This window comes from Thermanaerothrix sp. (genome assembly GCA_026417795.1).
In the GTDB taxonomy this organism is placed as follows: Bacteria; Synergistota; Synergistia; order Synergistales; family Synergistaceae; genus Thermanaerovibrio.
In genome coordinates this window covers 15,429-41,512 of sequence record JAOACP010000002.1, presented here as the reverse complement: position 1 = coordinate 41,512, position 26,084 = coordinate 15,429, and the positions used below count along the sequence as shown (strand labels likewise).

The 26,084-nt window shown below is 63.0% G+C and carries 21 protein-coding genes, 2 pseudogenes and 2 riboswitches; of the genes and pseudogenes, 3 read left to right on the top strand and 20 right to left on the bottom strand.

What is annotated here, in order from left to right; genetic code table 11:
• Positions 1–18 precede the first annotated feature (18 nt).
• The 11 genes and pseudogenes from N2315_00745 to N2315_00695 all read right to left on the bottom strand — a co-directional run bounded on the left by N2315_00745 (position 19) and on the right by N2315_00695 (position 10,453).
• A complete protein-coding gene (locus tag N2315_00745) occupies positions 19–1,857 on the bottom strand; it encodes a polysaccharide biosynthesis protein (GenBank protein ID MCX7827724.1) in 1,839 nt (612 codons plus the stop codon).
• 90 nt (positions 1,858–1,947) lie between these two features.
• A pseudogene (locus N2315_00740) lies at positions 1,948–2,130 on the bottom strand (acyltransferase).
• A gap of 141 nt (positions 2,131–2,271) precedes the next feature.
• Positions 2,272–2,712, bottom strand: a pseudogene (locus tag N2315_00735) (hypothetical protein).
• Between the two features lie 29 nt (positions 2,713–2,741).
• On the bottom strand, positions 2,742–3,719 hold the full coding sequence (hemB, locus tag N2315_00730; GenBank protein ID MCX7827723.1) for a porphobilinogen synthase: 978 nt from the start codon (positions 3,717–3,719) through the stop codon (positions 2,742–2,744).
• Complete coding sequence (gene hemL / locus N2315_00725) at positions 3,716–5,002, bottom strand: glutamate-1-semialdehyde 2,1-aminomutase (protein MCX7827722.1); 1,287 nt, start codon at positions 5,000–5,002, stop codon at positions 3,716–3,718. Before hemL ends, hemB begins: the two co-directional genes overlap by 4 nt.
• 99 nt (positions 5,003–5,101) lie before the next feature.
• Entirely contained in the window at positions 5,102–6,571 is a 1,470-nt protein-coding gene (gene cobA, locus N2315_00720; protein ID MCX7827721.1) for a uroporphyrinogen-III C-methyltransferase, read from the bottom strand.
• Positions 6,568–7,515, bottom strand: coding sequence for a hydroxymethylbilane synthase (gene hemC / locus N2315_00715; GenBank protein ID MCX7827720.1), 948 nt, complete (start codon positions 7,513–7,515; stop codon positions 6,568–6,570). The genes cobA and hemC overlap by 4 nt, the downstream gene beginning before the upstream one ends.
• Positions 7,512–7,973 (bottom strand): hypothetical protein, encoded by a 462-nt coding sequence (locus N2315_00710; protein MCX7827719.1) that lies wholly within the window; start codon positions 7,971–7,973, stop codon positions 7,512–7,514. The genes hemC and N2315_00710 overlap by 4 nt, the downstream gene beginning before the upstream one ends.
• A 16-nt stretch (positions 7,974–7,989) precedes the next feature.
• On the bottom strand, positions 7,990–8,859 hold the full coding sequence (locus tag N2315_00705) for a hypothetical protein (protein MCX7827718.1): 870 nt from the start codon (positions 8,857–8,859) through the stop codon (positions 7,990–7,992).
• Positions 8,856–9,776 (bottom strand): hypothetical protein, encoded by a 921-nt coding sequence (locus N2315_00700; protein ID MCX7827717.1) that lies wholly within the window; start codon positions 9,774–9,776, stop codon positions 8,856–8,858. The genes N2315_00705 and N2315_00700 overlap by 4 nt, the downstream gene beginning before the upstream one ends.
• Positions 9,767–10,453: an SAM-dependent methyltransferase gene (locus N2315_00695; GenBank protein MCX7827716.1), complete on the bottom strand. Its 687-nt coding sequence runs from the start codon at positions 10,451–10,453 to the stop codon at positions 9,767–9,769. Before N2315_00695 ends, N2315_00700 begins: the two co-directional genes overlap by 10 nt.
• A gap of 144 nt (positions 10,454–10,597) precedes the next feature.
• A riboswitch (cobalamin riboswitch) is annotated at positions 10,598–10,719 on the bottom strand.
• Between the two features lie 345 nt (positions 10,720–11,064).
• On the opposite strand from N2315_00695, the gene N2315_00690 reads away from it, so the two are divergent.
• Positions 11,065–11,646 carry a glycosyltransferase gene (locus N2315_00690; protein MCX7827715.1) on the top strand — a complete coding sequence of 194 codons (582 nt, stop codon included), beginning with the start codon at positions 11,065–11,067 and terminating at the stop codon, positions 11,644–11,646.
• A 184-nt stretch (positions 11,647–11,830) separates the two neighbouring features.
• Here the strand turns inward: N2315_00690 and N2315_00685 are convergent, their stop codons facing one another.
• The 9 genes from N2315_00685 to N2315_00645 form a co-directional block, all read right to left on the bottom strand.
• Positions 11,831–14,500 carry a precorrin-6A/cobalt-precorrin-6A reductase gene (locus N2315_00685; protein ID MCX7827714.1) on the bottom strand — a complete coding sequence of 890 codons (2,670 nt, stop codon included), beginning with the start codon at positions 14,498–14,500 and terminating at the stop codon, positions 11,831–11,833.
• The gene (cobM, locus tag N2315_00680; protein MCX7827713.1) at positions 14,497–15,276 is read right to left on the bottom strand and encodes a precorrin-4 C(11)-methyltransferase; all 780 of its coding nucleotides are present in this window, start codon (positions 15,274–15,276) and stop codon (positions 14,497–14,499) included. Before cobM ends, N2315_00685 begins: the two co-directional genes overlap by 4 nt.
• Positions 15,273–16,526 (bottom strand): SAM-dependent methyltransferase, encoded by a 1,254-nt coding sequence (locus tag N2315_00675; protein MCX7827712.1) that lies wholly within the window; start codon positions 16,524–16,526, stop codon positions 15,273–15,275. Before N2315_00675 ends, cobM begins: the two co-directional genes overlap by 4 nt.
• Positions 16,526–17,614, bottom strand: a complete 1,089-nt coding sequence (gene cbiD, locus N2315_00670; protein MCX7827711.1) for a cobalt-precorrin-5B (C(1))-methyltransferase CbiD — start codon at positions 17,612–17,614, stop codon at positions 16,526–16,528. The genes N2315_00675 and cbiD overlap by 1 nt, the downstream gene beginning before the upstream one ends.
• Positions 17,614–18,588, bottom strand: coding sequence for an ABC transporter substrate-binding protein (locus N2315_00665; GenBank protein ID MCX7827710.1), 975 nt, complete (start codon positions 18,586–18,588; stop codon positions 17,614–17,616). The genes cbiD and N2315_00665 overlap by 1 nt, the downstream gene beginning before the upstream one ends.
• 69 nt (positions 18,589–18,657) lie before the next feature.
• Positions 18,658–19,578, bottom strand: coding sequence for a sirohydrochlorin cobaltochelatase (locus N2315_00660; protein ID MCX7827709.1), 921 nt, complete (start codon positions 19,576–19,578; stop codon positions 18,658–18,660).
• A gap of 150 nt (positions 19,579–19,728) precedes the next feature.
• On the bottom strand, positions 19,729–20,370 hold the full coding sequence (locus N2315_00655; GenBank protein MCX7827708.1) for a precorrin-8X methylmutase: 642 nt from the start codon (positions 20,368–20,370) through the stop codon (positions 19,729–19,731).
• 98 nt (positions 20,371–20,468) lie between these two features.
• Positions 20,469–20,646, bottom strand: a riboswitch (cobalamin riboswitch).
• 10 nt (positions 20,647–20,656) lie between these two features.
• Positions 20,657–21,493 carry a ZIP family metal transporter gene (locus N2315_00650; protein ID MCX7827707.1) on the bottom strand — a complete coding sequence of 279 codons (837 nt, stop codon included), beginning with the start codon at positions 21,491–21,493 and terminating at the stop codon, positions 20,657–20,659.
• A gap of 5 nt (positions 21,494–21,498) precedes the next feature.
• Positions 21,499–22,305: a zinc ABC transporter substrate-binding protein gene (locus N2315_00645; GenBank protein MCX7827706.1), complete on the bottom strand. Its 807-nt coding sequence runs from the start codon at positions 22,303–22,305 to the stop codon at positions 21,499–21,501.
• Positions 22,306–22,668: 363 nt separating this feature from the next.
• Between N2315_00645 and N2315_00640 the strand changes: the two genes are divergently transcribed.
• Both N2315_00640 and N2315_00635 read left to right on the top strand, forming a co-directional pair.
• Positions 22,669–23,832, top strand: a complete 1,164-nt coding sequence (locus N2315_00640; protein MCX7827705.1) for a hypothetical protein — start codon at positions 22,669–22,671, stop codon at positions 23,830–23,832.
• A complete protein-coding gene (locus tag N2315_00635) occupies positions 23,829–25,985 on the top strand; it encodes an HD-GYP domain-containing protein (GenBank protein MCX7827704.1) in 2,157 nt (718 codons plus the stop codon). Before N2315_00640 ends, N2315_00635 begins: the two co-directional genes overlap by 4 nt.
• Positions 25,986–26,084: the final 99 nt, after the last annotated feature.

Genomic DNA, 26,084 nt, shown 5'->3' with positions numbered 1-26,084 from the left:
TGCTTTATCTCCCCATCATTACTCATGGCCGCTCGTCCCTTCCAGCCGGCATCCCGGTATGATCCTGGCTAGCATGTCCCTTACGGCCGCCGGATCTCCCTTGAGCGCCGCGGACACCAGCGCCTCCGACAGGGCCTCAAAGTCCTCTGGAACCCTGTGGTTGGGGGCTATGAGGATCTTGCTGTGCCTTGACGCCATGGTCCCCTCCTCGGGGGTGAACAGTTCCTCGTACAGCTTCTCTCCTGGCCTTACGCCGGTGTACTCTATGGTGATGTCCTTCCCGGGCTGGAGGCCGCTTAAGAGTATAAGATCCCTGGCAAGGTCCGCTATGCGCACGGGCTCTCCCATGTCCAGCACGAACACCTTGCCGTTCTCCCCAAGGCCTCCCGCCTGGATCACCAGCTGCGCCGCCTCCGGTATGGTCATGAAGTAGCGGCTCATATCCGGGTGGGTGACCGTGACGGGGCCGCCTCTTCGGATCTGGTCCTTGAAGATGGGTATCACGCTGCCCCGACTGCCCAATACGTTGCCGAACCGCACGGACACGAAACACCGATCCTGGCCTGCGGCCTCGGCGCACCTTAAAACCTCCATCTCCGCAAGCCGCTTTGAGGCCCCCATGACGGAGGTGGGGTTCACCGCCTTGTCGGTGGATATGTTGACGAAGACCCTTACGCCCTTCTCAAGGGCCAGTCGGGCCACGTTCTTAGTGCCCAGGAAGTTGTTCTTTATGGCCTCCTCGGGGTTCTCCTCCATGAAGGGCACGTGCTTGTGGGCCGCGGCGTGGAAGACCACCTCCGGCTTGTAAAGGTCCATCACCTGAGAGATCCTCTCCCGGTCCCGCACGTCCGCCACCACCAGTTTAAAGGGAGGGCACCCTTCAATGCGGCTCAGGTGCCTTTTGAGGTGGAAGAGGCTGTTCTCACCCCTGCCCACCAGCACCATGAGGCCTGGGGAGAACCGGGCCAGCTGTCTTGTTATCTCGCTTCCTATGGAGCCCCCGGCGCCGGTCACCATCACCACCCGGTGGTCTACGTAGCCCCGTATGGAGCTAAGGTCAAGCCGCACCGGCTCCCGTCGCAGCAGGTCCTCTATGTTCACATCCCTAAGTTGCGATATGGAGGCCTTGCCGGAGACGATCTCCGAGTAGGACGGCACTATCCTTGCCTTAAGCCCCGCGGAGGATGCGGCTTCAAGGACCCGCTTTACCACTCGCCCCTCCGCGGAGGGCATGGCGATCAGCACCTCGGAGGCCCCGGACTTCTTCGCCGCCTCCTTAAGGTCCTCAAGTCCGCCAAGCACCGGGTACCCCAGGAACGTTGTAAGCCGCTTTTGGGGGTCGTCGTCCAGGAAGCCCTTTAGCTCCATCCCCATGGCAGGGTTCTTGAGCATCTCCCGGGCCAGGGATATGCCCGCTTCCCCGGCGCCGGCGATTATGACCCCCATGAGTTTGCCACAGGATAGCCTTTTCTCCCAGAACCTGCGTCTTAATATCCTTAAAGCGCAAAGCATCACCCCGTAGAGGATGGAGTCGATCACCGGCACGCTCCTTGGGACCTTGGCCAAGGTGGACATCATGAAGAGGCCTGAGGAGGTGATGAGGAGGTTGGCCGCCGAGGCGTTGAAGATGTCCTTGAGGTTTGGGATGCTGACGTCCTTCCACGACTGCCTGTGAAGGTTCCACAGGAGCTCCGCAACGAGCTTCCCGGCCCCGGACAGCGCAAGGTAGTGGGGTATGGAGTATAGGAACTCACCTGGAACTGGGTACCCTAACCGCAGAACGAGCGCCAGAACGGAAACCAGCGCCCCAGCGGATATGTCCAGGGCCATCTTCAAGTAAAGCTCTCTATTGGTCAACGCGGTTTACCTCGGATCGTAAGCTTGTTTTTGCGCAATGGGCAAGCACATTTTACACGATACCACCCGGCGGTGTTAGTTATTTTCCCCTTACCGGTCGTAGAACGCCTGGTTCTGGAGCAGCTGCTCCGTGGGCACCGGCCGCAGCAGCCGGGCCGGCACGCCGGCTACTATGACCCCCGCGGGCACGTCCCTGGTGACCACGCTCCCCGCCGCCACCAGCGCGTCCTCCCCGATCTGCACCCCCGGCAGCAGGGTGGCGTTGCCCCCTATCCTGGCGCCGCGGAGCAGGGTGGGGCCTCCGAAGTGCTTCTTCCGCTCCTCCGTGCGGCCCAGGAAGTTGTCGTTGGTAAAGGTGACCTCCGGGGCTATGAAGCAGTAGTCCCCTATGGTGGACAGGGCGGTTATGTATGCCTCGGTCTCTATCTTAACCCTCTTTCCTATGGACACCCTGTTCTCCACCGTGACGCCCCGGCCTATCACGGTCATCTCCCCTATGGCCACGTCCTCCCGGATGCTGGCTAAGTCGCCCACGAACACGCACTGGTTAAGGGTCGCTCCCCGGTATATAACGCAAAGGGCCCCTATGGTCACGTTCTCCCCTATGACCAGGGGAGGCAGCTCCCTGTGGGCGGAGGTGGTGGCGCTTATGGCCGACGCGGCGGGCCTTTTGCCAAGCACCGTGTTGGACCCCACCTTGCAGTTGGGGCCCATTCGGACCCCGCTGTGGATCACCACGTTGTGCCCTATCTCCACGTTGGGGCCTATAAGGACGTCATCCTCAATGACAACCCCAAAGCCTATCTTGGCGCTTGGGTCCACCTGGGCCTTTGGATCTATGTAACGTACTTCCATGATCTTAAGCTCACCCGCCTTAGCTTAGATTAGATAGATATCTGCCGGGCCAGCTCCACGGCCCCGTAGGTTATTATCACAGAACAGCCCGCCCGGCGCACGCACCGGTGGTACTCAAGATAGGCGTCGTAGCTTACAAGCCCCTGGCCTATGGCGGACTTCAGCATGCCGTGCTCGCCGCTTACCACGTAGCCCCCTATGGGCAGCATGGACATCTCCCTTAGGTCCCTTATGATGTCAAGCGACGTTCCAGCGGGCTTGACTATCAAAAGATCCGCCCCCTCGTCCTGGTCCATGAGGGCGTCCCTTAAGGCCTCCAGACGGTTGGGCGGTGGCAGTTGGTGGCTTTTCCTGTCCCCGAAGCAAGGGGCGCTTTGGGCCGCCTCCCGGAAGGGGCCGTAGAAGGCGGAGGCGAACTTGGCGGCGTAGCTCCATATGGCGGTGTCATGGAAGCCGTTGTCCTCCAGGGCCTTCCTTATGGCCAGCACCCGGCCGTCCATCATGTCCGAAGGGGCAACACCGTGGGCCCCCGCCCTGGCGTGGCTTAAGGCCACCGACGCGAGCCTTTCAAGCGTGGAGTCGTTGTGGATCGCCCCGTCCTTGAGTACCCCGCAGTGGCCGTGGGAGGTGTACTCGCAAAGGCACACGTCGCTCACGAGGTATGCCTTTGGGTACCGGGACCTGAGCTCCCCCAGGGCCCGCTGCACCGGCTCGGAGGGATCGTCCGCCGAGGAGCCAGATTCGTCCTTGTAGGATGGGATGCCGAAGAGGAGGAAGGACCTTACCCCTGCGTCCAATGCCTCCTCCACGGGCCGGTGCACCGTGTCGCAGCTCCAGCGGAAGACCCCCTCCATGGAGCGCACGGGCTCCACCACGCCGGTGCCGGGCACGAGGAAAAGGGGCAGCACCAGGTGGCTGGGTTTTACGTCCGTCTCCTGGAGGATCTCCCTTATTGCCGGGTTTATGCGGTTCCGCCGGGGCCTTGAAAGGGGGAAGGGGGCGCTCATCCCATGTGCCCCCTAATCTTGCGGAAGGCGGAGCGCAGGGCATCTTTGGTGGAGGCTATGGCATCGTCGTCGTGGGCCAGGGACACGAAGAAGGTCTCGTAGGCGCTGGGAGGAAGGTAGAAGCCCTCGTGGAGCATGTGGCGGAAGAACAGGGGGTACAGATCCACCCGGGTGGACCTTACGTCCCCGAGGTCCTTGGGCATGGGGCCGAAGAAGAGTCCTAGGGCGGAGCCAAGGCGGGACACCGATACTGTTAGGCCTTCCTCGTCGGCGGCCTTGCGTATGGCCGCCTCCAGCGCCGCTCCCTTGGCCTCCAGCTCCTCGTAAGCTTGGGGGGTGAGCCGCTCAAGGGTGGCTATCCCGCAAGCCATGGCCACCGGGTTGCCCGAAAGGGTGCCTGCCTGATAGACCGGCCCCTCCGGCGAAAGGTGCGCCATCACGTGGGACCTGCCGCCGAAGGCCCCAACGGGCATTCCGCCGCCGATTATCTTCCCAAGGCACGTGATGTCCGGCTCTATGCTCTCCAGGTTCTGGACGCCTCCCTCGGGGACTCGAAAGCCGGTTATCACCTCGTCGAAGATCAAGAGGGCTCCGTGATGGGCGGTTATCTCCCTAAGCCCCTTGAGGAAACCCTCCACAGGGGGCACAAGCCCCATGTTCCCAGCCCAGGGCTCCACTATCACCGCCGCTATCCGGTCCTTGTGGGAGCCAAAGGCTGCCTCCACCTGGTCCAGGCGGTTGTAGGGAAGCACCAGGGTGTCCGCCGCGCAGCCCCTGGTGACCCCCGGCGACGAGGGTGTGCCGAAGGTAAGAGCCCCGCTCCCAGCGGATACCAGGAGCGAGTCCGAATGTCCGTGGTAGCAGCCCTCGAACTTTATTATGAGATCCCTTCCGGTGAAGCCCCTTGCCAGCCGAACCGCCCCCATGACCGCCTCGGTGCCGGAGGAGGTGAAGCGCAGCTTGTCTATGGATGGGAACTTGGCCTTTATCATCTCCCCAAGCCGGGCCTCCAGGGGGGAGCAGGCGCCGAAGGAAAGCCCGTCCCCGGCGGCGCGGGTCAAGGCCTCAAGCACGTGGGGGTCCCCGTGCCCCAGTATCATGGGGCCCCAGCTGCAAACGTAGTCCACGTAAGACCTGCCCTCCACGTCGAACAGCCGGCACCCCTTGGCGGAGCGGAAGAAAATTGGATCTCCCCCCACCGCCCCAAAGGCCCTTACAGGGCTGTTCACCCCTCCTACCAGACACCGTAGGGCCCTTTCAAAGCACTCCCTGTTGGTCTCCATGATTACCTCATCCCCTCCTGGATCGCCTTTCTTGCGCCGCCTTTAGACGAACGGCCATAACACCCGGTGATAAAGCCCCGGGGAATGATCTAAGCGCCCCTATCGGGGGCTCGTCTCCGCCGCAAGACCCTTCAGGGCCTCCGTGAGGCCCTCCATGTCCGGGGTCTTCATGACCACGCAGCTTCCAAAAAGACCTTCGCAGGCCTTCCCGCACTGGTCCCCCCACGCCACCGCCCGGGCTCCCTTGGGAAGGCCTCCAAAGCGCTGGGCCCACTCCTCCGCCATGGCGGCGGAGCCGAAAACCACCCCGTGAGGAGGATGGGCCTTCCAGTGTTCCTCTACAAGCCCCATCCATGGCATCTCCCTTGGGGTCATCTCGTAGAGGGGCAGCACCGATGGGACCCCTCCTGCTTCCATCACCGCCTTGACCGGCCCGTCGGAGCCCACGCGGTTTCGAAGGAACAGAACCCGGTCGCCGGGGTTTATTACGCGCCGAAGGAGGTTGGCCAGGGAGTCGCTGCTTGGGAACTCCGGCACGGCGTCCACCCCGATGCCCGCCTCCTCCATGGCGGCGGCGGTGCCCTGTCCTAAAGCCGCGGTGGAGCAGCGGATGAGCCGGAGGTCTTTTATCAGGTCCTTTAAAATCCTGGGCCCCCTTGGGCTTGTGAACACCAACCAGCGGGCCTTGTTAAGCTCCCCCGCCACCTGTTCCTTTTCGGCGGTTGCCCGTTCCTCAAGCAGCGGCAAGGTGAAGGCATCGGCCCCCAGGGCCTCAAGGGCCCGGGACGTGCGGTACCCCTCCGGCATGGGCCTGCAAACCGCCACCTGCAGCCCCTTGAGGGGCCCCTCTGCGGGCTGTAGGCCCAAAGCTGCGGCTTCGCCTATGAGGATCACCGAGGGGCTTGGGATGCCGTTGGACGTTGCCGCTTCGATGGCCCCCCTGACGGAGGTCCTTTCAAGTTTAGCCCTGCCCCAGCCCCCCCAGCATAGCACCGCGCACGGTGTTTCTGGATTCAGCCCCATGGAGAGCATGCTCCGCAGGTTCTGGGCCAGGTTGGAGGCGGACATGTAGAGCACCCGGGAGCCCCTGAAGCCCACCACGCCCTCGAAGTAGCCCGCCATGTGGCCGGAGCTTCCCAGCTGTCCGGTGGCAAGGCACAGCCCCGATGACGCGCCGCGGTGGGTAAGGGGCACCCCTTCCCTTAGGAAACCTCCCAGCGCGGCGGTGACGCCAGGCACCCCTTGCCATGGCAGCCCCGCCGCCTCCAGCGCCATGGCCTCCTCGCCGCCCCGGCCGAACACGAATGGATCCCCGCCTTTGAGGCGGACCACCCGGTCAAAGCGCCTGCCAAGGTCCACCAAAAGGCGGTTTATCTCCTCCTGCCCCATGGTGTGGTCCCCTCCCCGCTTGCCCGCCTCCACGAAAAGGGCGGATCGGGGGGCTAAAAGCAGCGAGTCCGGGTGTATCAGCCGGTCGTAAACCACCGCTTCGGCCCTGGAGAGGACCTCCAGCGCCTCAAGGGTGAGCCACCTCGGGGAACCGCATCCCGCCCCCACCAGCCATATCATGGGCCGCACACCCCTTCGGCGGCCGCGGCGCCCCTGGCCGAGGCCTCCTGCAGGATCCGCCGGGCCTCGGGGGAGTCCTTGATCTCAAGCCACGCCAGCTTGCCCACCTCTGCCGCCGACTCCTCATGGTGGACCCTGTGGACGATCTTTACGCAAGACCCGGAGGTTCCTTGGGGGGACAGTATCTCCGCTTCAAAGGTCATGAATTCCCCCTCCAGCCTTGCGGATGCCGCCACGGGAACCGCGCACCCCATGCCGAAGGCCTTTAAAAACTCCCGTTCCGCCGTGATCTCAAGCCAACTCTCCCGGTCTCCCAGCCGTACCGCCTCCTGGAAGAGAAAGGACCCCTCCAAGGCCTCCAGCGCCACCGCCCCCTGGGCTGGGGACGTTATGAACGGAAGCTCCCGGTATGGCGCCTTTATCCCGAGCCTTTCAAGGCCCGCCTTGGCCAGCACTATGGCGTCGAAGCGCCCCTCCTCCAGCTTCCTGAGCCTTGAGTGCACGTTGCCCCGGCAGCAGAGGACCTTGAGGTCCTTTCGGGCCCGCAGTATCTGGGCGGTCCTCCGGAGGCTTGACGTGCCCACCGATGCCCCTTCCGGCAGCTCCTCAAGGCATATGCCCTCCCGGGTCACCAGCACGTCCTCCCGGGGACCCCGGGCAAGGACCGCCGCTATCCTAAGCCCCTGGGGCTGCTCCGACGGCACGTCCTTGAGGCTGTGGACCGCCCCGTGGGCCTCCCCGTTTAAGAGCCTCTCCTCCAGGGCCTTGACGAAGGCCCCGAAGCCGCCGAAGCACGCCAGGTGCCGCTTCCGGTCCCGGTCCCCGTGGGTGGAGGCGGTGACGAGCCTCACCGAGTGTCCAGCCTCCTCAAGGCGTCGGCGCCACATCGCCGCCTGGGCCATGGCCAGGGGGCTTGATCGGGTGAGCAGCGTAAACCGGCTCATCTCCTGAGCCTCTTCCCCTCCAGGAAGGCCTTGAGCAGTGCCTTTAGCTTCGCCGCCCCGGCGGGATCGGTGCCGCCGCTGGAGATGCCTACCCGAAAGTTCCCGTGGTTCCACTGGGCCGCTAATGCGAAGTCCCCCAGCTCCGGCAGGGAACAGCAGCACACAAGACACCCGGTGCCCTCCCGGAGCTCAAGGGCCGCCCTTGTCTTATCCGGCGGCAGCGCCAGCACCGCGAACCGGAAGCGCTCGAAGTCCTGCCGCTGAACCGGCCGCTCCTCGCCGGATATGACGCCCTTTGAGATGAGGTCCTTCATCTCTGGGCAGAAGTTTAAGGAGACCGCCGTCACCGAGGCGCCGCCGTCCAGCAGGCTGCAGGTCTTCCTGTATCCCACCGGGCCGGCTCCAACCACGAGCACCGGCTCGTCCAGTCTTAAGGCCACCATGGGGCCGAAGGTCATGTGAATACCCCCAGTTTTAACGATTGTGTATGATGTCCGCCTGCGCCGCAAGGTCCGGGAAGCGGTCGGTGAGCTCCGCCCACAGCATAGCCGCCGCGTCTTCCGCCGCTTTCTCCAGGCCCTTGAGCTCTTCCCGGTAGTCCGCCAGCAACGCCTGGGCCCTTTGGGCTATCTCCCCTATCCCAAAGTAGCGGTAGCCCCGGCCCATCTTACCCTGCGGAGGAGACCCCAGGTCCACCACCCAGGCCCCGCTTCCCTCCATGTGTTCTTCCCGCAGCACCGGCTTTGGGGATGATGTGCAGAGGAACACCCCGTGAAAACACTTAGCCCCTGAGGGAAGGTCCTGCCACCGCAAGGACCTAAATCCCGGCGGGGGAGGGGAGGAGCGGGACGTGCAGGCCACCGACGCGCCTAAGTAGGATAGCACCTTGCAGGTCTCCCGTCCCATCTCACCCATGCCCGCCACAAGGCAGGATACATGGGGCCACTTGGGGTGTTCCTTCATGATGGATGCCGCAAGGTACGGTATGGACGGGGCTCTTCCCGGGTGCAGCGCAGCCCTTAAGGCCCTTGAGACCCGGAAGGAGCTTTGAAAAAGCCTGTGCAGGACAGGGCCGCAGGAGGCCTCGGAGGCGGCGTAGCAGTCCTTGATTTGCCGCACTATGTGGGACTCCCCCACCGCGAAGCTGTTGAGCCCAAGCAGGGTGCGAAGGAGCCGCAGGGCCCCGCTGCGACCCTCGTCCAGGACCTGTGTCCTACGATGGGGATTTAGGCTTTCCGCCGGAAGCACCAGGTAGAACTCGTCTCGCCAGCAGGTTTTTATGTGTACGTGCTCCAGGGCGTCGGCGGGAAGAAAAGGCATAACCGCCATGGTAAGGTAGGTCATGGGCAGCACCACCACCAAAGCCCCGCAAGGGCTATGGAGAGGAATTCGAATAGCAGCAGGGTACCCATGTGCCATATGGCCAGGGGCTTTAGAACCTCCGATGGGAAGATCCCCACCCAGTAGCCCATGTTTTGGCGCAGCACCCGGGTGAAGGTGCCCAAGCAGTTGCCCATGAGCAGCGCCAAGAGGGCCCCCGCGGGGGAGATGAGCCCCGCCGACAGGGCCCCGTCGGCGGATGCCAGCGACGCGGAGCTGTGCACCAGGGCGGAGGTTATGACCGTGAGGGCCGAAGGGGATACGGCGCCGTTTAGGAGCCTGAGGGCCGCGGACTCCAGCCGGGGCATGAGGAAGAACGTAAGCCCGAAGAAGCCCCAGGCCATGGGCAGCGACCGCAGGGTGGCCATGATAAGCCCCCAGTGGCTGGCGGATGGAATGGCGCGGGATCCCATGGCGGACTGTTGGGGGGATGTGCTTTCAACGGGGCCTCCGGAGCCGCGCTTTACGAGGAGCCCAAGGCACAGGAGAAAGCGTAATGCGCTCCTTGCGATGAGCACCGTGGAGTATATGAGCCCCAGGGACCCTGCGATGCCTATCGCCACCGGGGCGGTGGCGATCCATCGCTTGATGTACGCCGGAAATGCAAGGCACAAGGTGCCGAAGACCGCGTCCTCCCTGGTTATCTGCCCCTCGCCGTGGGCGGAGGCGAGCATGGCGGCCCCCACCCTTGGGCTTGCCACGGAGACCGCCATGGCGGAGAGGGCGTGGCGGTTTATTCGGCAGTTTGACAAAAGCCGTTCGATCGGGCGGAACAGGGCGTCGGTGACCTTTAGCCTCACCATGGCTTCCCCCGCCACGGCTCCTGCCAGGATGCTGACGGTGAGCTTAGCTTCCGCCCAGAGGAGGCCCCTTATCTCCAAAGGAGCATCACCGCCAGGTAGTCGTCGGTGGGTTCCATGGCAGCTTCCCCTTCCACCACCGACTCCCCCTCAAGCCCCACCCTGTGGACCCGAGCAAGCTTTTCCCAAGGGCCCGAGGCGGAAACCACCAGGGGCAGTTTGTCCCCCAGGGCGGAGGGCTTGTAAAGGGCGGCGCACTGGCAAGACTTAAGGGCCTGGATGACCCTTTCGGGCCCCGCGGATCCTGGGACCACCGAGAACACTTGTTCCCTCATGCCGATGAAGCGCCCCAAGAGGGCGGCGGCGGCGGAGTGGGCCGATATGCCCGGGATTAGACGTAGCTCCACGTTTGTCATGGACGAGAGCTCCTGGTAAAGGGTGTGCACCGTGGCGTAAAGGGTGGAGTCCCCAATGACCGGCATGGCGGCCGTTTCCGCGTGCTGCCATAGGTGCTTTGAGGAGCCAAGGGACTCCCGCACCGCCCTTCGAAGCTCGCCGTCGCAGCCGGTCATGGGGAAGAGGATGGGTATTGTGTTAAGGCCTTCCACCAGGTCCCTTGCCATCTGCCCCGCCACGCTGGAGCGTCCCTGGGCGGAGACGGGCTCGAACACCGCTTGGGATCTTTTAAGGATCTCGAGGGCCTTTAGGGGCACCAGCCCCCGGTCCCCCGGTCCAAGTCCTACGCCGTAAAGTATCAACTGAATCCCCCCGTCCTGGTTTGCGAAGCGCCGCCGGAGCTTGAGGGTAGATGGGGCACCTTGGCCTCCTTGCGGGTGGACAGGGAGAGGTGCCCGGGATCCCCCCCTCGAGGGCTCCGCGGGATCTATCTTAAGAGGTTCTTCGGGTATCCTGGCTCGCCTTCATCCTACCTCCGCCCCTTCCCAGGTGTGTGGTTCCCAGTGGTACGGCGGTTTCGTCGGGCTCACAGTGGCGGGGCCGCGCCGGATCTTCACCGGACTTCCCCGAAATGTTATAGGGATATATTTTGTTGGATGTTCTAAGACAATATGGATGATAATTCTTGTTAACCTGGATTACAAGATCTGGTATTGCATTGGTTTGTAGAGTGGCGGATGTTTTGTTGGATTGAGAACCAATTTATTAGCAATAAACTGGCTTGGCTCCTCGTCTGCGTCTCGGGGCTTTTGGTGGTATTATTTATAATTGATGGCGTATTAGTTGGGGTTGTGTTTGCGCAGCCCTTAATTTGAGCGTGGGATGGGGGAGGCTGCTTGTTGGGATGAGGGCAGGGTTATGTTTTTTTAAGCCTTGGCTTAGGTCATTGCGTTCCCTGTTCGGCGCTGTGAGTTTGGACAGCTTTGTGGCTTTGCTGTTCTTTTTTGCCGTGGACTATTTCGCCGCTCTTGCCTCTTTGGTTTTTTCTGCATGGTTTTGGGGTGCTGTGTTGCCGAGGGTGTTCCCTACCATTTTGCCATTTGGGTTGCATTGGCGTGTTTGCTTTGGCATGTCCTTTGTTTATATATTTTTCTTGGCGGCTAGCGGTATAAATGTCGAGCTTTTAGGTTATCAGCCGTTTGAAGTTTTGCGAGATTATATGCAACTAGCTAAGGCATTTATCTTTGCTGCAGAAGAGGATTTCGGCATTATTCCTGTTGAGGCGCAGGCCTGTGGTACGCCGGTCATTGCCTATGGCAGGGGAGGTGTGACAGAAACGGTATTGGATGTAGATAGCAACGAACGCCCTACGGGGGTTTTGTTTGCTACTCAGACCACAGATGCTATTGTGCGAGCAGTCAGGCGCTTTGAACGGCTTAGTGGTTGTATTGTTCCTATATACTGTCGCAACAATGCGGAACGCTTTGCTACCCATGTTTTTAGGCAGAATTTTTATACGTATGTTGATAGCTTGTTGAAGCGGCATTTTAGCTGAAATGGGTTGCTTTAGAGGCGGATAGCACATAAATTGAATCTGATCGCTTTTGTTTATAATTTTTCGGTATGTTTATATTAGTTCCTTGCCTTGCTCTCTTGAGCTTTGCTTTATGGATCTTATATAACTTGGATTGGATTTTATGTGGCAGTAAATAAGCTTGATTTATCGGGATTAATAGAGCTTAAACCTTATTTTGGTGCTTGTTAACTTTTAATATCAGATATGCAAGGATACTTTGTTTTTGTTTGTCCAAGTGTTTTTCTATTTTTAAACTCTTTTCCAGCAAAAACTCATCTTCCATGGGCGGGCACAGCAGCACCAGCGGTATGCCAAGCTCCCCGCAGGCCTTTAGCTTATCCGGCACACCAGAGGCGTCACCGCTTGCCTTAGCCGCCGCGGCCTTGGCGTTGATCCCCCGGAGTATCCCAACCTCCCAATCGTATCCCATGGGCCCCCAGGAGCATATTATCTCCTTCGGCCCAAGACCCGAGGCGGCGGCCTCTCTAAGGCTCTCCTCCGTTGGAAGCACTCGGGCCAAGACCAACCGGCCCGCTTCCTTCAAAACCGGAACCACGACCCTTAAACCCCTCACCCCGAAGGACAGGAACACCGTGTCACACAGGTTGGTGAGCTCCAAAAGCTTCTTGCCCATCTCCTCGTAGCTTGTAACCGGCACGGCCCCTTCCGGCACCTTAACCGGACGGCTTATCCTCACCAGCGGTATGCCAAGCCTTTCCGCCGCTACGCGGAAGTTCCGCCGGGCCTCCTCCGCGAAGGGGTGCGCGCAATCCACCGCAACCTTAAGCCCCCGCATTCCCTTCATCACACGCTCCCAGTCCTCGGCGCTGCGGCGCCCCACCAGCGGGTACGCACCTTGTGGCACCACGTGAAGCCCCGTCTCAAAGGCCACCGACACCGCCACCTTAAAGCCAGAGGAGATCAGCTTCTCCGCCGTTTCCTTTCCCTCGCCGGTGCCGCCTAAGATGAGCGCCTCAATCCCATCAAGCCCCTCAAGGCGCAACTTGCCGTCGCCGACCATCGGCCTTGAAAGAACCGCCCCGCCGGATTCCATGGGGCGTGTTTTGCCCTTTGACGGCCCAGGTTCATGGAAGACGCCGCCCCTTGGATCTTGTGTCTCGCTGCCGTATCCCCGCATGTCCCGCCATACCCCGTCGGACCCCTTCGCGCAGCACTTGCCGGGGAAGACGATCAAGGACCTCATGTCCACCTCTTCGGGGGACAGGTCCTCCGCTAGGACCTCCTCAGCCGACTCCCCGGGCCTTGATATGTCCCGGCACACCAGGGCGGTGCGGCCATGGAAGACCCGGCGGACCTCCGCGAGCTTCGCCTCCTTGTCCCGGGACACGGGGTTGTACAGCGCCACCGAAAGCCCCGACCGGGAGGCGCTCTCCATGGCTTGCACCACCGCCCCCCACTCCTGCAGGTAGTCCGATAGGGACACCATGCAGAGCCCGTTGGTGTAGTAGGGGCCTATTAAACTAGCGGCCCCCTGGGCGGCGGACACGCCGGGGAATATCCTGAAGGGCGCGGACTCCTGCCCCTTCGAAGCGGAGGCCCAGTGCCGGGAGGCTAAGGCCCCAAGGCCGAAGAGCACCGGATCGCCTCCGCACACCAGCGCCACCCGGTAACCTCCAAGGGCCAGCTCCACCGCCCGGATCACCCGGGCCTCCTCCTCACCCATGCGGTAGGACTCCACCAGCTTCGCTTCCCTTAAGCTCTTGGGCAGCAGGTCCACGTATAGGGAGTAGCCCACGATGACGTCGCACTCCTCAAGCTCCCTTGCGGCCCCAAGGGTCATGTGGTCCCGGTGTCCTGGGCCTATGCCCACCACCGAAAGGCCGCCCCGGAAGCGGACGTAAGACAAGGACAGCGCCACGGTCACTTGGTTATTAACGATCCTCTTCCCCAGAGGACGTCCCATGAGGGCCCCGCAGGGCTCCGCCACGCCGGGTAGATCCAGGTGACGCTTCGCCGCCGATTCCGCGAGGTTTAGATCCTTTGAAATCCGCCGGATTTCCTGGGGGCTGAAGAACCTGACATGGCAGCCGAGGTCCCTTGCCGCCTGGGAGAGCCCCTGGGAGCCCTCCTTCCCCTCCCAGGTGCCGATCTCAAGCAGCGCATCCCGAAGGAAGGGCCCCTCCGGATGGGAGGCCAGGGCCCCAAGGATTCCGTCCCGTATACGGTCTTCTTCCGCATCCCGTCTGAACCCCACGCCGGCGCAAAGGCAGCGGGGTACGAGAAAAACCCCGCCGGGGCACTGGCTTCGAAGGTCTCGTATGGTGTAGAGAACTTGGGCGGAGCTGGGGTCCGCCGTAATTTCCGCCCCCTTCGGAAGGGGCGGAGGGGGCAGAAGCGGGTCCAGCCACCATCGAAGGGAGCCGCTGGACAGAAGGCGGTTTATGGCGGAAGGCAGGTTATCCTTGTTCAGCAGAAAAAGCCCGTGCCGCCGGGCCCACCGGTCCGGGGCCATGAGGCGCCGCCGGTCCGTGGCGGTGGTGGGTATCCAGTCCGCTCCCGTGGCTTGGCTCACCCTAAGGGCCAGGTCCGTGCCGCCCCCAAGGTGCCCCCCCGCAACCACTAAAACCGACGACAGGTCCTCGGTGACGCAGAGCACCGCCGGGTCCTGGGCCTTGTCCCTTAGAAGACCCGACACGGCCCGCACCGCTATGGGAAGAGCTCCAAGGAACACAAGCCCATCAGCCCTGTCCCAAAGGGCCCTTGTGGCCTCCATGACCCCCTTTTCGGGGTCGAACAGCTCAAAACCCGTAAGACGGGCTAGCTCCTGCCCCTTAGGCGCCAGGGACCCAGGGGCGATGACGAAGACCTTCAATTGCCGCCCCCCTCGGGGCATCCCGCCTTGCGGCATCCGTGGGAGAAGCCGGGGTCGTACAGGAGGCTGTTTCGGGACTCCTCAAGGCAGCGGCCCACTATTATCAGGGCCTGGCGGCTTACGTGCTCCGCCTTCATCCGCTGTCCAAGCTCCCCGAGGGTGGTCCTGCCAGTTCGCTGGTCCGGCCACGTGGCCCGGTAGACCCAAGCGGCGGGGGTGTCGGGGGAAAGCCCCCCCTCCATGCAGAGCTTAGCCGCCTGGTCCCCCATGTCGGAGGAGAGGAAGAGCGCCAATGTGGCGCCGGTGGAGGCGTAGACCCGCAGGTCCTCCTTGGGGGGCACCGGGGTCCTGCCGGGAAGACGGGTGCACACCAGCGTCTGGGTCACGCCGGGAACCGTGTACTCTATGCCCAGCGCCGCGGCGGCCCCCTGGAGGCTCGATACGCCAGGCACTATCCGGCACTGGATCCCCAGGGCCTCAAGCTCCCGGATCTGCTCCCCTATGGCCCCGTAGAGGCTGGGGTCCCCGGTGTGAAGGCGCACCACCTTAAGGCCCTTCACGGCCCGGTCCGCCATCACCCTAACCTGCTCATCAAGGGTCATCTTGGAGGAGTCCAGCACCTCTCCGCCTTCCTTGCAGTGCCGTAAGATCTCGGGGTTGATGAGGCTTCCGGCGTAAACCACCAGGTCCGCCTCCGAAAGAAGCCTCAGCCCCTTCACGGTTATGAGCTCCGGGCCCCCCGGCCCCGCCCCCACTATCCAAACAAGACCCCTCAAATCATATCCCCCCATACTATGTCCACCGGGTTGCTCCCCTGAACCATCCATTCTCCCCCAAGACGTCGTCCCTCCCCGGGGAAGGCCCGGATGAAGCCCGCTTTAAGGCCCAGGGCCCCCATCTCCTCCAGGGCGGACTGGAAGGACGAGGCGAGAAGACACAGCGCCGCCATCCTCCCTCCCGGCCCGAGAAGCCCCGCGGCCCACCTTATGACCTCCCGGAGGTTCCCACCGTGGCCGCCTATGACGACCCGGTCGAAGGGGCCTTCCAGGATCGATCCTCCCTCCAAAAGCGGGGCCTCCCCATGGACGAACCGCACGGCCCCCAAGGGGCACAGCCTCTCGGAGTTCCGCATGGAAAGCCCAAGGGCCCGGGGGTCCCGCTCGATGGAGACCACGCTTCCGGGGCCTACGAGGCGCCCTATGTGGCATGTCAAAGCCCCGGTGCCGCTTCCCACCTCGAGCACCTTCGACCCGAAGAGGGGCTCCAGGATGGATGACAAAAGGCACCGCACCGGGAACTTTGTCATAGGTATCCCGTCTTCCCGGTGAAGCTCATGGTCCTTGAGGGGCAAGAGCGTAAGCCCTGGGTCCTTCTCGCCGAAGAAGCCCTCCTTCGGCGCATGGAACCAGCCTATGCACAGCTTGCCGGTGTACGGCGACGCCGCAAGCTCTCTAAGGGTGCCTTCAACCAGCTGTTCCTTGGAGGTGCCAAGGTCCCAGCCCAGCCAGCCTTGAACGTGGTCCTTAAGGGTCCCTAAGAGCCCTTCCAGCTGGTCTCTTACGCCGCTTCCCTCGCCGAAGAGCACCGCGCACCGGTCCTTGCCCCAGAGGGACCTTCTAAGCTCATCCATGGCGGTTGAGGGGTTCCGGCCGTGGAGGGACATCACCGGAACGTTGGCCCAGCTCTCGCAAAGGCGGGACGCCATCATCTGAAGGCTTGAGATCCCCGGGAAAAGGCGGACCCGGCCGGGGAAGCAGGCGCATATGCGCTGCGCCAGGCTGAAGAAGCCGCTGTCCCCGCTCACCAGCACGCCAAGGGGCTTGGGGGCCCCCTCCAGGGCCTCCACAAGGCGGTCCCCCAAGGGCAGCGGAAGCCTCACCTGCCATTCCGACGGGGCAAGCGCCTCCATAAAGCGGCTTTCCCCCATCAGGGCCCCGCAGGAGCCTATGAGGTTCAAGATCCCTTCCGGAAGTTCCAAGAAGCTTCCGGCCCCCATGCCGAACACGTTTATCTCCCGAAGCTCCATCAAGCCTTAAGCCCCCTTGCGGATCTTATCATTTCCTCCACCGGCCCGGACCGGGCCAGCTCCCTTTGGGGCAGGGCGAAGGTAAGTACCGCCGCCTGGGCCCCGGAGGCGGCCTCTATCCTCATCCTGGCCCTTTGGCACAGCTCTTCAAGGGCCATTTTGCCCGGCGCCGTCTCCATCATCATAACCGCCGCCTGGTCTGCGGTGTTGCATTCCATTATGCGGCGGATCCACCCGGCGTCCAGGCCGTGAAGGGCCCCGTAGGCGCAGAGGGCCTCAAGGCGGCCGTCGCTCCTGGAGCTGTGGGTGTCCATGGAGCCGGAGGCTATCTTCGCCATCTTGCCCACCTGGGCCGCGAAGACTATACACCTGAACCCAAGCTCCGAGCAGGCCTTGAGGGCCTCGCCCACGTAGTTGCTCACGTTCACTATGAGCCCCTCGGGGAATCCAAGGGCCTTGGCGAAGTCCCTGCCGTAGTTCCCCGGCGCAAGGCACACCGTAAGATGCCCCTCCGCCCGCAGCACCGAGAGCTCCGATCGGATGGTCTTAACTATGGCGTCCTCGCTCATGGGGCGCACCACCCCGGTGGTGCCCAGTATGGATATGCCACCCGCTATGCCCAGCTTGGGGTTGAAGGTCCTATGGGCCAGCTCCTCCCCCTTGGGCACCCATATCTCCACCTGGGCTCCAAGGCCCTTGGGAAGAAGGGCCTTTAAGTTCTCCCGGATCATCGCCGAGGGCCCGGGGTTTATGGCCTTGCACCCCTTAGGCACCGGAAGGCCGGGCCTTGTAACGGTGCCTACCCCGAAGCCCCCGTCCAACTCCACGGAGCTACAGCGGCAAAGGCGCACCTTGGCGGCCACCGCCGTTAGATGGGTGACGTCCGGGTCGTCGCCCGCGTCCTTGAAGACCCAGCCCTGGGCTCCGCCGGCGATGCGCTCAATGCCTCCAAGGGGTATGGGAAGCAGGGCGCCGGAGGGGAGCTGCACCTTAACCCAGGAGCAGGGCTTTCCAAGGAGCCAAAGGGCCGCCCCCATGGCGGCGGCGGTGGCGGCGGTGCCGGTGGTGAAGCCCCAGCGGAGGGACATCAGCGGGCCTTCCTCCCTATGCCCTCCAGGACCTTTATGGCCCCATTAAGCCGCAGCAGGGAGGGGCGGGATATCATCTTCTCGTCCACCTGGAACACGTTCCCCTGTTTGACCGCCCTCATGGGGGAGAACCGGGGGTCCGAGAGGAACTCCGCCGCCCCTCCGTGGTTCATGGGGCCTTGTTGAACCAGTATTACGTCCACCTTTTTGTCCAGCATGAGGAGCCTCTCTGGGCCGAAGCGGGCCACCGCGCTTCCTTCGGATGTGGGCGTTGGGTCCTCCGCCGCTGGGGAGAGCCCCGTGGCCTCCATCAGACGATAGGCCCAGCTGCCGGGGGAGCAGGTGGTGATGTCCTTGGAGTTTACCACCAGGAAAGCCCCCTTGCGGGAACGGTGGTTCCTGCGCCGGGACTGCTCAAGGGTGTTTAGGGCCTCCCGCAGCTTCGAGCGGGCCTTTGCCTCCCTGCCCGTTATGACGCCAAGGCGGATTATGTAGCTCTCAAGGCCGTCAGGGGACGGCGGGTCCAGCCCCGCCACCGCCACGAAGGGGCTGATCCTGTCAAGCAGGTTGGGCTGCATGGATAGCTGGAGGGACCTTACGAGCACCAGGTCCGGCTTGAGGCGCAGTATGGCCTCCGGATCGGGCCTTAGGGGAAGCTTTGGAACGCCCTTGAAGAGCTCCCCGTCGTCCCCCTGGGCTATGCCTACCATGCGGTCCTTGAGGCCTAATGCCAGCAAGTTCTCGCTGTGGGCGGGGTACAGGGACACTATCCGCTTTGGAGCTTCCTTAAGGGCTACCGTCCTTCCCGCGTCGTCGGTGATCGAAAGGGGTTTCCCGTAGGAGACAGCCCCCAACGGCAGCCACAGGAACGATAAAAAGGTCAACAGGATGGCGCCGGTTAAGGCCCGTTCTGGAAGGCGTCTTGGGCGGCGCCCGGCATGGTTGGCGGTCAAGGGTTTAACACTTCCTTCCAAGGGGTTGGCTTGGGTCAAGGGCCCGTGGCAGGGGCTCCCCCCTACCCCGGGCCGCATTTTATAATTTTTCTAGAAGCCCGCCTCCCTGGCGGCTTCCTTGAGGTGCTCCACAAGCAGGGCCCGGATCTCCGGGTTCTCCCCAAGCCCCTTGAGGTGCGCCTCAGCCTTTATGCCCTCCTTGGCCAGGGAGTTCACCCAGGAGTCCTCCTCGTCTCCCGCCATGTCGTTGTGGGCGTGGTCCCCCGCCACCAGCATGAGCGGCGCCAACACCGCCCTCTTGACGCGGTTGTGCTTGAGGAGGGCCGTTACGTCCTCAAGGGAGGGAGTCCCCTCCACGGTGCCCACCGCGAAGTCGTGCCGCTTGCGCTGGAGCACCGTCTGAAGCCGGGCGTAAGCCCCTTCCGCCGGGTGCGGGGACCCGTGCCCCATCAGCACCACGCCCCTGCCTTCCACCCGGGGGAAGGCCCTCTCCAGGATCCCGGCCACCCGCTGGTAGTCCTCCGGGGACCACAGCAGGGGCTTGCTCAGGGAGATGCCCTCAAAGCCGCTCTTGGTGCCGTGCTCCTTGAGGTACCGGAAGGCCCCCACCGTGGCGGAGAGGTCCTCGTACTCCTCACCTGGTATCACGTGGGTAGACAGCACCGCCACGTTGGTGTAGCCGTCGTTGTGGAGCTTGGCCAAGGCGCTTATGGGGTCCAGGAACACCTTGCCCTCCTTGGCCAGCTTCCGCATGATGATGCGGCTGGTGAAGGAGAGCCGCACCTCCGTGTCGGGGAACGCGTCCTTGACGGACTTCACCACCGCGTCTATGGCCCGCTGCCCCTCCGGCATGGAGCTGCCGAAGGCCACCACCAGCACCGCGTTCTTCTTCTCCACCGTGTGTCCCTCCGAAGCGAAGGCCCCGTGATGGCCCTGGAAAACCCCCAAAACGCACAGGGTCAGCGCCAAGATCAAAGCCTGAACCGTCCTCACGTACTTCACGTAAACCACCTCGACCTCCCGAATTTTTTGCCTTTCGCGGCCCTTTTGTTCCTTTGGCGGGTCTCGCGTTTTTCGGGCGCCGATGATCGATCAATCGATAAGGGCCGGGGTTGCGCCGTTGCCATTGGTCAACGGCGTTTCATCTAAGGCCGTCCCCGGTCATCGGATCTGGTCTTCCTCCCCAAGGCACAGCCTCATCACGGCGTTGAGCGCCGCGGCGCACAGGTTTGACCCTCCCCTGGGCCCCCTTAAAGCCACGCAGGGAACCCCGCTCTTTAGGATGAGCTCCTTGCTCTCCGCGGCTCCCACGAATCCCACGGGAAACGCCGCCACGAACAGGGGTTCGAAGCCCTGTTCCATAAGTTCCAGGAGCCTGAAAAGGCCCGTGGGGGCGTTGCCGAAGGCGAAGACCCGGATCCCCATTTGAACTGCCATGTCCACCGACGCCATGGCGCGGGTTATGCCGCAGGCGGCGCTTGTGGCGGCGGTGCAGTGCTGGTGGATGAGGCACACCGGCTCCAGGTTCAGATGCGAAAGGTATTTCCTTGAAAGGCCCGAACGCACCATGTCCACGTCGCAGAACACCTTGGCGTCCTTAAGCGCCCTCTTGGCCCCTTCAAGCCAACCGGGGCTTGCGGACAGCAGGTTTCCCAGGGAGAAGTCCGCTCCCGCGTGTACCACCCTCTCCGCCACGGGCATCATGGATTGGGGTATGGAGTAGGAACTTAAGACCTGGCGGATCAGGGAGATGCTGCGTCTTTCGATGGAGGCGGGGTTTCTGTCGTAGTTAAGGGGCACCATCTGTTCCCTCCCTTCTTTGGGGTTTCCCGTTCAAGGCCGGAGCCCTGGGATGAAGACAGGGAAGGCGTTCCCACCGGAGGCGCCCGCCCGCGCAGGCAACCTTCCCCTTGCCCCCCGGCCGGTCTCCTGGCTCGCCTTCATCCTACCTCCGCCCCTTCCCAGGGCCTTAAGGTTAAGGTATCCCCAGTGGCAATGGCGGTTTCGTCGGGCTCACAGTGGCGGGGCCGCGCCGGACTCTCACCGGACTTCCCGTTCACCGGAGGGTTCAAACAAGATTGTATAACCGTTATCCCAGCGCCACGTCAAGGATCATCATGCAGATGAAGCCCAACACCAATCCCATGGTGGCAAGGTCCCCGTTGTCCTCCGACTGGGACTCCGGTATGACCTCCTCCACCACCACGTATATCATGGCCCCCGCGGCGAAGGAGAGGGCGTAGGGAAGCCCCATCCGCATGGACTCCACCGATAGGGCCCCTATGGCGGCGAAGATGGGCTCCACCACCGCGGAGAGCTGACCGAAGAAGAACGCTGGCCCCCTGGAGAACCCGGCGCTTCTTAGGGGCATTGAAACCGCCAGGCCCTCCGGCAGGTTCTGAAGCCCTATGCCCAGGGTGAGCGCCAGGGCCCCCGAAAGGGTGGCGGAGGAAAGGCCCGCGGCGCCGAAGGCCACCCCGAAGGCCAGCCCCTCCGGTATGTTGTGAAGGGTTATGGCCAGAACCAGCAGGGTGGTCTTCCTCAAGTTGGACCTGATGCCCTCCGGCTGTCCCCCCTTGAGGGCCGGGTGGATGTGGGGCAGCAGGAAGTCCAGAAGCCGAAGGAATAGGGCCCCTCCAAGGAACCCCGCCGCGGGGGGAAGCCACGGTGTGAGCCCGAGCTCCTGGGACATCTCTATGGCGGGGGAGAGCAGGGACCAGAAGCTGGCGGCTATCATTACCCCGCCGGAGAAGCCCAGCATCGCGTCCAGCATCTTCCTTGACGGGTTGGCGCCGATGAAGGCCATGGCGGCGCCCACGGCGGTGAGGCCCCAGGTGAGGGCCCCCCCTAACAGGGCCTGCAGGTAAGGCGGAAGGGCCTTGAACCATTCAACCCAGGGCATCTCAAGGAGACCCAACCCTTCCATGGAGGTCACCTCCCCTTCAGGGCCTCCGCGAAGGCCCTGGCGGTCTTCTGCATCATCTTAAACCAGTCCCCCTCCAAAGGGTCCAGCTCCACGGGCTTTACCTTGAGCATGGAGGCGGTGGCCTTTGAAGCGGGGCCAGAGGCGGAGGGCTGGACGAACATGACCCTTATGCCCCGCCGGCGCACCTCCTCCCGCAGCTTGGCCAGCTCCTTTGGTCTTGCCTCCATCCCCCGGGACTCCACCGCAAGGGGAATAATGCCCCTCTCGGCGCAGAAGTAGTTCCACGCCGGGTGGTAGGCCAGCACCGCCCGCCCCTTGAATGGGGAGAGGAGGGTTGAGATCTCCCGGTCAAGCCGGTCCATGTCCTTAAGCAAAGACGCCAGGTTGGCGTCGTAGACCGCCCCGTTGGCCGGGTCTAAGGCCTTCAACGTCTCCGCCATGGAGACCGCCATGGACCTTCCGTTGGAGAGCGAGTTCCAGGCGTGGGGGTCGAAGGACTCGCCATGCCCCGCGTCTTCCCCATGGTGGTGCCCTTTGAGCTTTGAGAACTTAAGGGGCGCCACCCGTACCTTGCTGGACTCGAGCTTCGGAAGGAGCGACTCCTCCAACGGGAGCCCCAGGTAAAACATCACGTCCACCTGGGATATGGCCCTGGCGTGGCTTGGGCGCATCTCGAAGGAATGGGGGTCCGCCCCCTTGGGTATCAAGGTCACCACCTTTACCCGGTCACCCCCCACCCGGCGGGCCAGGTAGGACAGGGGCTCCACAGGACAGAGCACCGTGAGCCTCTTGTCGTGGCCCCACGCGGGCATGGGGCCCAAGCGGGCGCCCCATGAAGGGCCTAAAAGGGACAAGGCCGGCAGGGCCAAGGCGGCTAGTAAGAGGTGGAAACGGATCCACTTGGTTTTGCTCATCGCCTTATCACCTTCCTTTGAGAAAAACGATTTTTGATTTCGTGGGGTTCATTATAACCCATTGTGCGGCCCGCTAAAAAGGTTAAAATGAACTTGGCACTACATGCCAAAATTTTTATTTTTATCCGATCCAGTTTCACCGGTGGAGTTTGATACAATTCATGGGGAAGGGGTGGCGAAGAGTTATTGTCGTTTGATGGCCGCCCGTCCTTGGCGGCAAAAACAAAAACGCCGTTTGCGGCTTGCGGGAAGGCACGGTGATTGTCCTTGGGGCTGCGGGTCGGAGCGGGATCTAGGGTAGCTGGGTTGTTTAAAACGCTTAAAATCTCAAGGCCCCTGTCACTGGCGGCGGGGTTTGGGGCCCTGTGCCTTTTGGCGGTCTTGGGGTTCAAGCTCATGGGCCCCAGGGAGGCGGTGGTGGCCCTTTGGTTCGAGTCTAAGGGGTCAGGGGCGGCGCTGTCCCGGGAGGTGCAGCAGTGCGCCCTATTCGCGGTGGACTACTTCAACGCCGAGGCGCGGCACAGGGGGCTTCGCATAAGACCCCTGGTGGTTACCGGCATGACGGACCAGGAGGCGTTGAAGGCCATCAAGGACTCCGGGGCCTGGGTGGTGATAGTGGGGGCCACGTCGGGGTTCGTGTCCCGGGTTCATCCGCTCCTTGAGAAGGAGGGGATACCCTCCATAGCCACCAACGCCAACGCCCCCGCCCTTGCGGTGAAGGGGGATCTTCTATACCGCTACTCCGGCCCATCGGGGGCGGTGGAGCTGGGGCAGACGGCCCGTTTGCAGTATCCGGCCTTCAAGCGGTACCTGGCAGTGCTGGACTCGTCCAACCTGGTTTACACAAGGGGCCAGCTGGATGGCTTCGCGTCGGGCCTTGGTACGGCCCCGAAGAAGACCCTGATCGGGGTGCCCTCGGACCTTTACAGCTCCTTCCGGCTTGAGGTTGTAACCGGCGGGTACGACGGTTTTTACCTTGCCATGCCGGCGTACTACGCGGGCATATTCATGGAGATGGTGGGCAGCCTCAAGGGAGATGTGCCCTGCGCCGTGGCGGGCTGGGGCGTGTCCTCCGTCAGCGCCCGGCTGGCGGGGCCCGAGTCCCTGGGGCTGTCGGTGGTGTTCTCCCCCGTGGAGCTGGACATGGAACATCCGTTCATGAAGTACCTTAAGGATAGGATAGCGGGCATCCCCTCCCTTCCGGCGGTGGACTCCGGGTACGGGGCGGTGTCCATGGCGGCAGAGGCGGTGTTAGGCCCCAAGGGCCCAAAGGGGGCCGCGGAGGCCCTTAGGTCCATGAAGACCGTTAAGACCCTCCGGGGAGACTTCCCCGTGGATCCGGCGGGAGACGTGGTGCTGCCCCTCTATCAGGTGAGGTACGACGGGGCCGTCTGGAGGAACCTTGGGGAGGTGGGTGGCCGTTGACGTCATTTAAGTGGCTTTTCGTCCGTTGGTTCTGGTTCTTCGCCTCCCTTGGGGCCTTCATGCTGTTCCTCCAGGGGGCTTATCTTTTCCGGTCCGCCCTGCGGGACCAGCAGAGGAACGCCTGGAACGCCACGGAGAGCATGGCGTCAAACCTGGTTCGGCACCTTGACTCGGAGCTGGTGAAGGCCTCCTACATAGCTGCGGCGCCCTACAAGGCGGAGACCTACTTTCCGGAGGTGGAGCTACTCGTGCGGATCCTCGAGGATCAGGCGGAGGAGCCCTTTAGGGGATATATCCCTCACGGGGTGCGCCTTCGGGAGCTGGACCGGCTGAGGGGCGTCTGGGAGGTGTCCAGCCTTTACAACCCCGACGGGTACCCTCAGTTCGTCACCGTGCGGGAGCTGGAGGGGTCCGAGTACCTGGTGGGCATCAGGATGGACGAGAATGCCCTGGGCTTCAAGGGGTCGTCGTTGGTCCTGCCGGTGCTGGCGGGGGAGGACGGCCGGGTCATATGGGCGGAGGATGGTCCCTTCGGAAGGTACTTCTCCATCCGGGGCTGGATTGACAGGAGGATGCTTAACTGCGAATCCTGGTCTAGGGGCAGGATAGACGACGGCAGGGCCTACTGGGCCAAGTGCTTCCGGGTTCAGGGGATGCGGCTTTTGGTGGTGGTGCCCGAAGGGGAGATACTGGTGAAGGTCCTGTCCGGTTCCGCGGTGCCCATCGCCATGTCCTTCATGATGCTTGGCATACTGTTCCTCTTCTACAGGCTTTGGAAGAACCAGGTGATGCCGGACGTGAAGGACATGACGGACTTCTTTGAGAAGATGGAGCGGGACCTCTCGACCATACGGTGTCCCGAGGACCTGTCCCAGGTCATAGACGCCCTGTCCCAGGACGTGGAAAGGCGCAAGTCCCGCTGCAACCTTGAGGAGCTTCACTCGGTGCTTTCGGGCCTTGGGGCCGCCATGAGGGTATTGTGGTCCCAGCAGGAGGAGATAAACGCCTTTGGCGAAGAGGTGGCCGCCATGAACGCCTCCCTGGCGGAGTCCAACGACATACTTCGCAAGCGGGAGCAGATATGGGGGCAGACCCTGCAGGTGGCGAAGCTTGTCCGTTCGGGCTACCAGGCCCCCGACGAGGTGGGTCGCATAGCGGAGACCATAAGGGAGATGCTTTCGGCCTTCGGGGTGGTGGTGGACCGCCTGGAGGGGGACACCCTGATACCGGTGGCTTACAGCGGATACGAAGAAGGGCTTCCCCCGGAGCCGGTGAACGTCCACTCGTCCCTCATAGGCCGGGCGGTGAAGGAAGGCCTAATATGGGCGGAGGACGTGAGGAGTGAAGCCGGGTACCTGACCCTTCACGAGGCGGTGGTGACCGAGGTGGCCATGGGGCTGTCCCACATGGGCCGTCCCGTTGGAGGGCTCACGGTGAGCTTCACCGAGAGGCGCAAGAGGGACGAGGCCATGTTGGAGACCTTGATACCCGTGGCGTCGGTGCTTGCGGGGTTCCTTGACGCCAGCAAGTCCCGGCAGGAGATCCGGGAGTCCTACTATTATCTGGCCCAGAAGCTACAGGAGATAACCGGCATATACCACAACGAGACCGAGGAGCACCTAAGCCGCATAGGCGCCTACGTGACCCGCATAGCCAGGGACCTGGGGCGCAGCCCCCAGGAGGTGGAGGACATGGGGATCTTTGCCAGGCTCCACGACATAGGCAAGCTCAAGGTGCCCCACCATGTGCTCTCCAAGCCGTCGGGGCTTACGTCGGAAGAGTTCGAGATGGTGAAGCGCCATACCGTTTGGGGGGCGGAGATAATAGGCGACGCGGAGTGGCTCGCCATGGCGCGCCGGGTATGCCTCACCCACCACGAGAAGTGGGACGGCAGCGGCTATCCCTTCGGCCTTTCGGGGCAGCAGATCCCCTGGGAGGGTAGGGTGATGGCATTGGCGGACATATACGACGCGTTGAGGTCCAACCGGTCGTACAAGAGGGGCTTCTCCCACGAGGAGGCGGTGAGGGTAATACTTATGGGCGACGGCAGGACCCGGCCGGAGCACTTCGCCCCGGAGGTGCTGGAGTGGTTCCGGCAGAACCACGAGGTGATGGGCAGCATCTTCGACCGCTTCAGGGACCGGGAGGAATGATGTAAAATCAAACCCCATGGCCGGCCCCTTGGCTGCCCCTGGACGGCGGGTTTTACACAGCTGAGACGTCGTGCGTACAAGGGCAGGGGCATCGGGTGT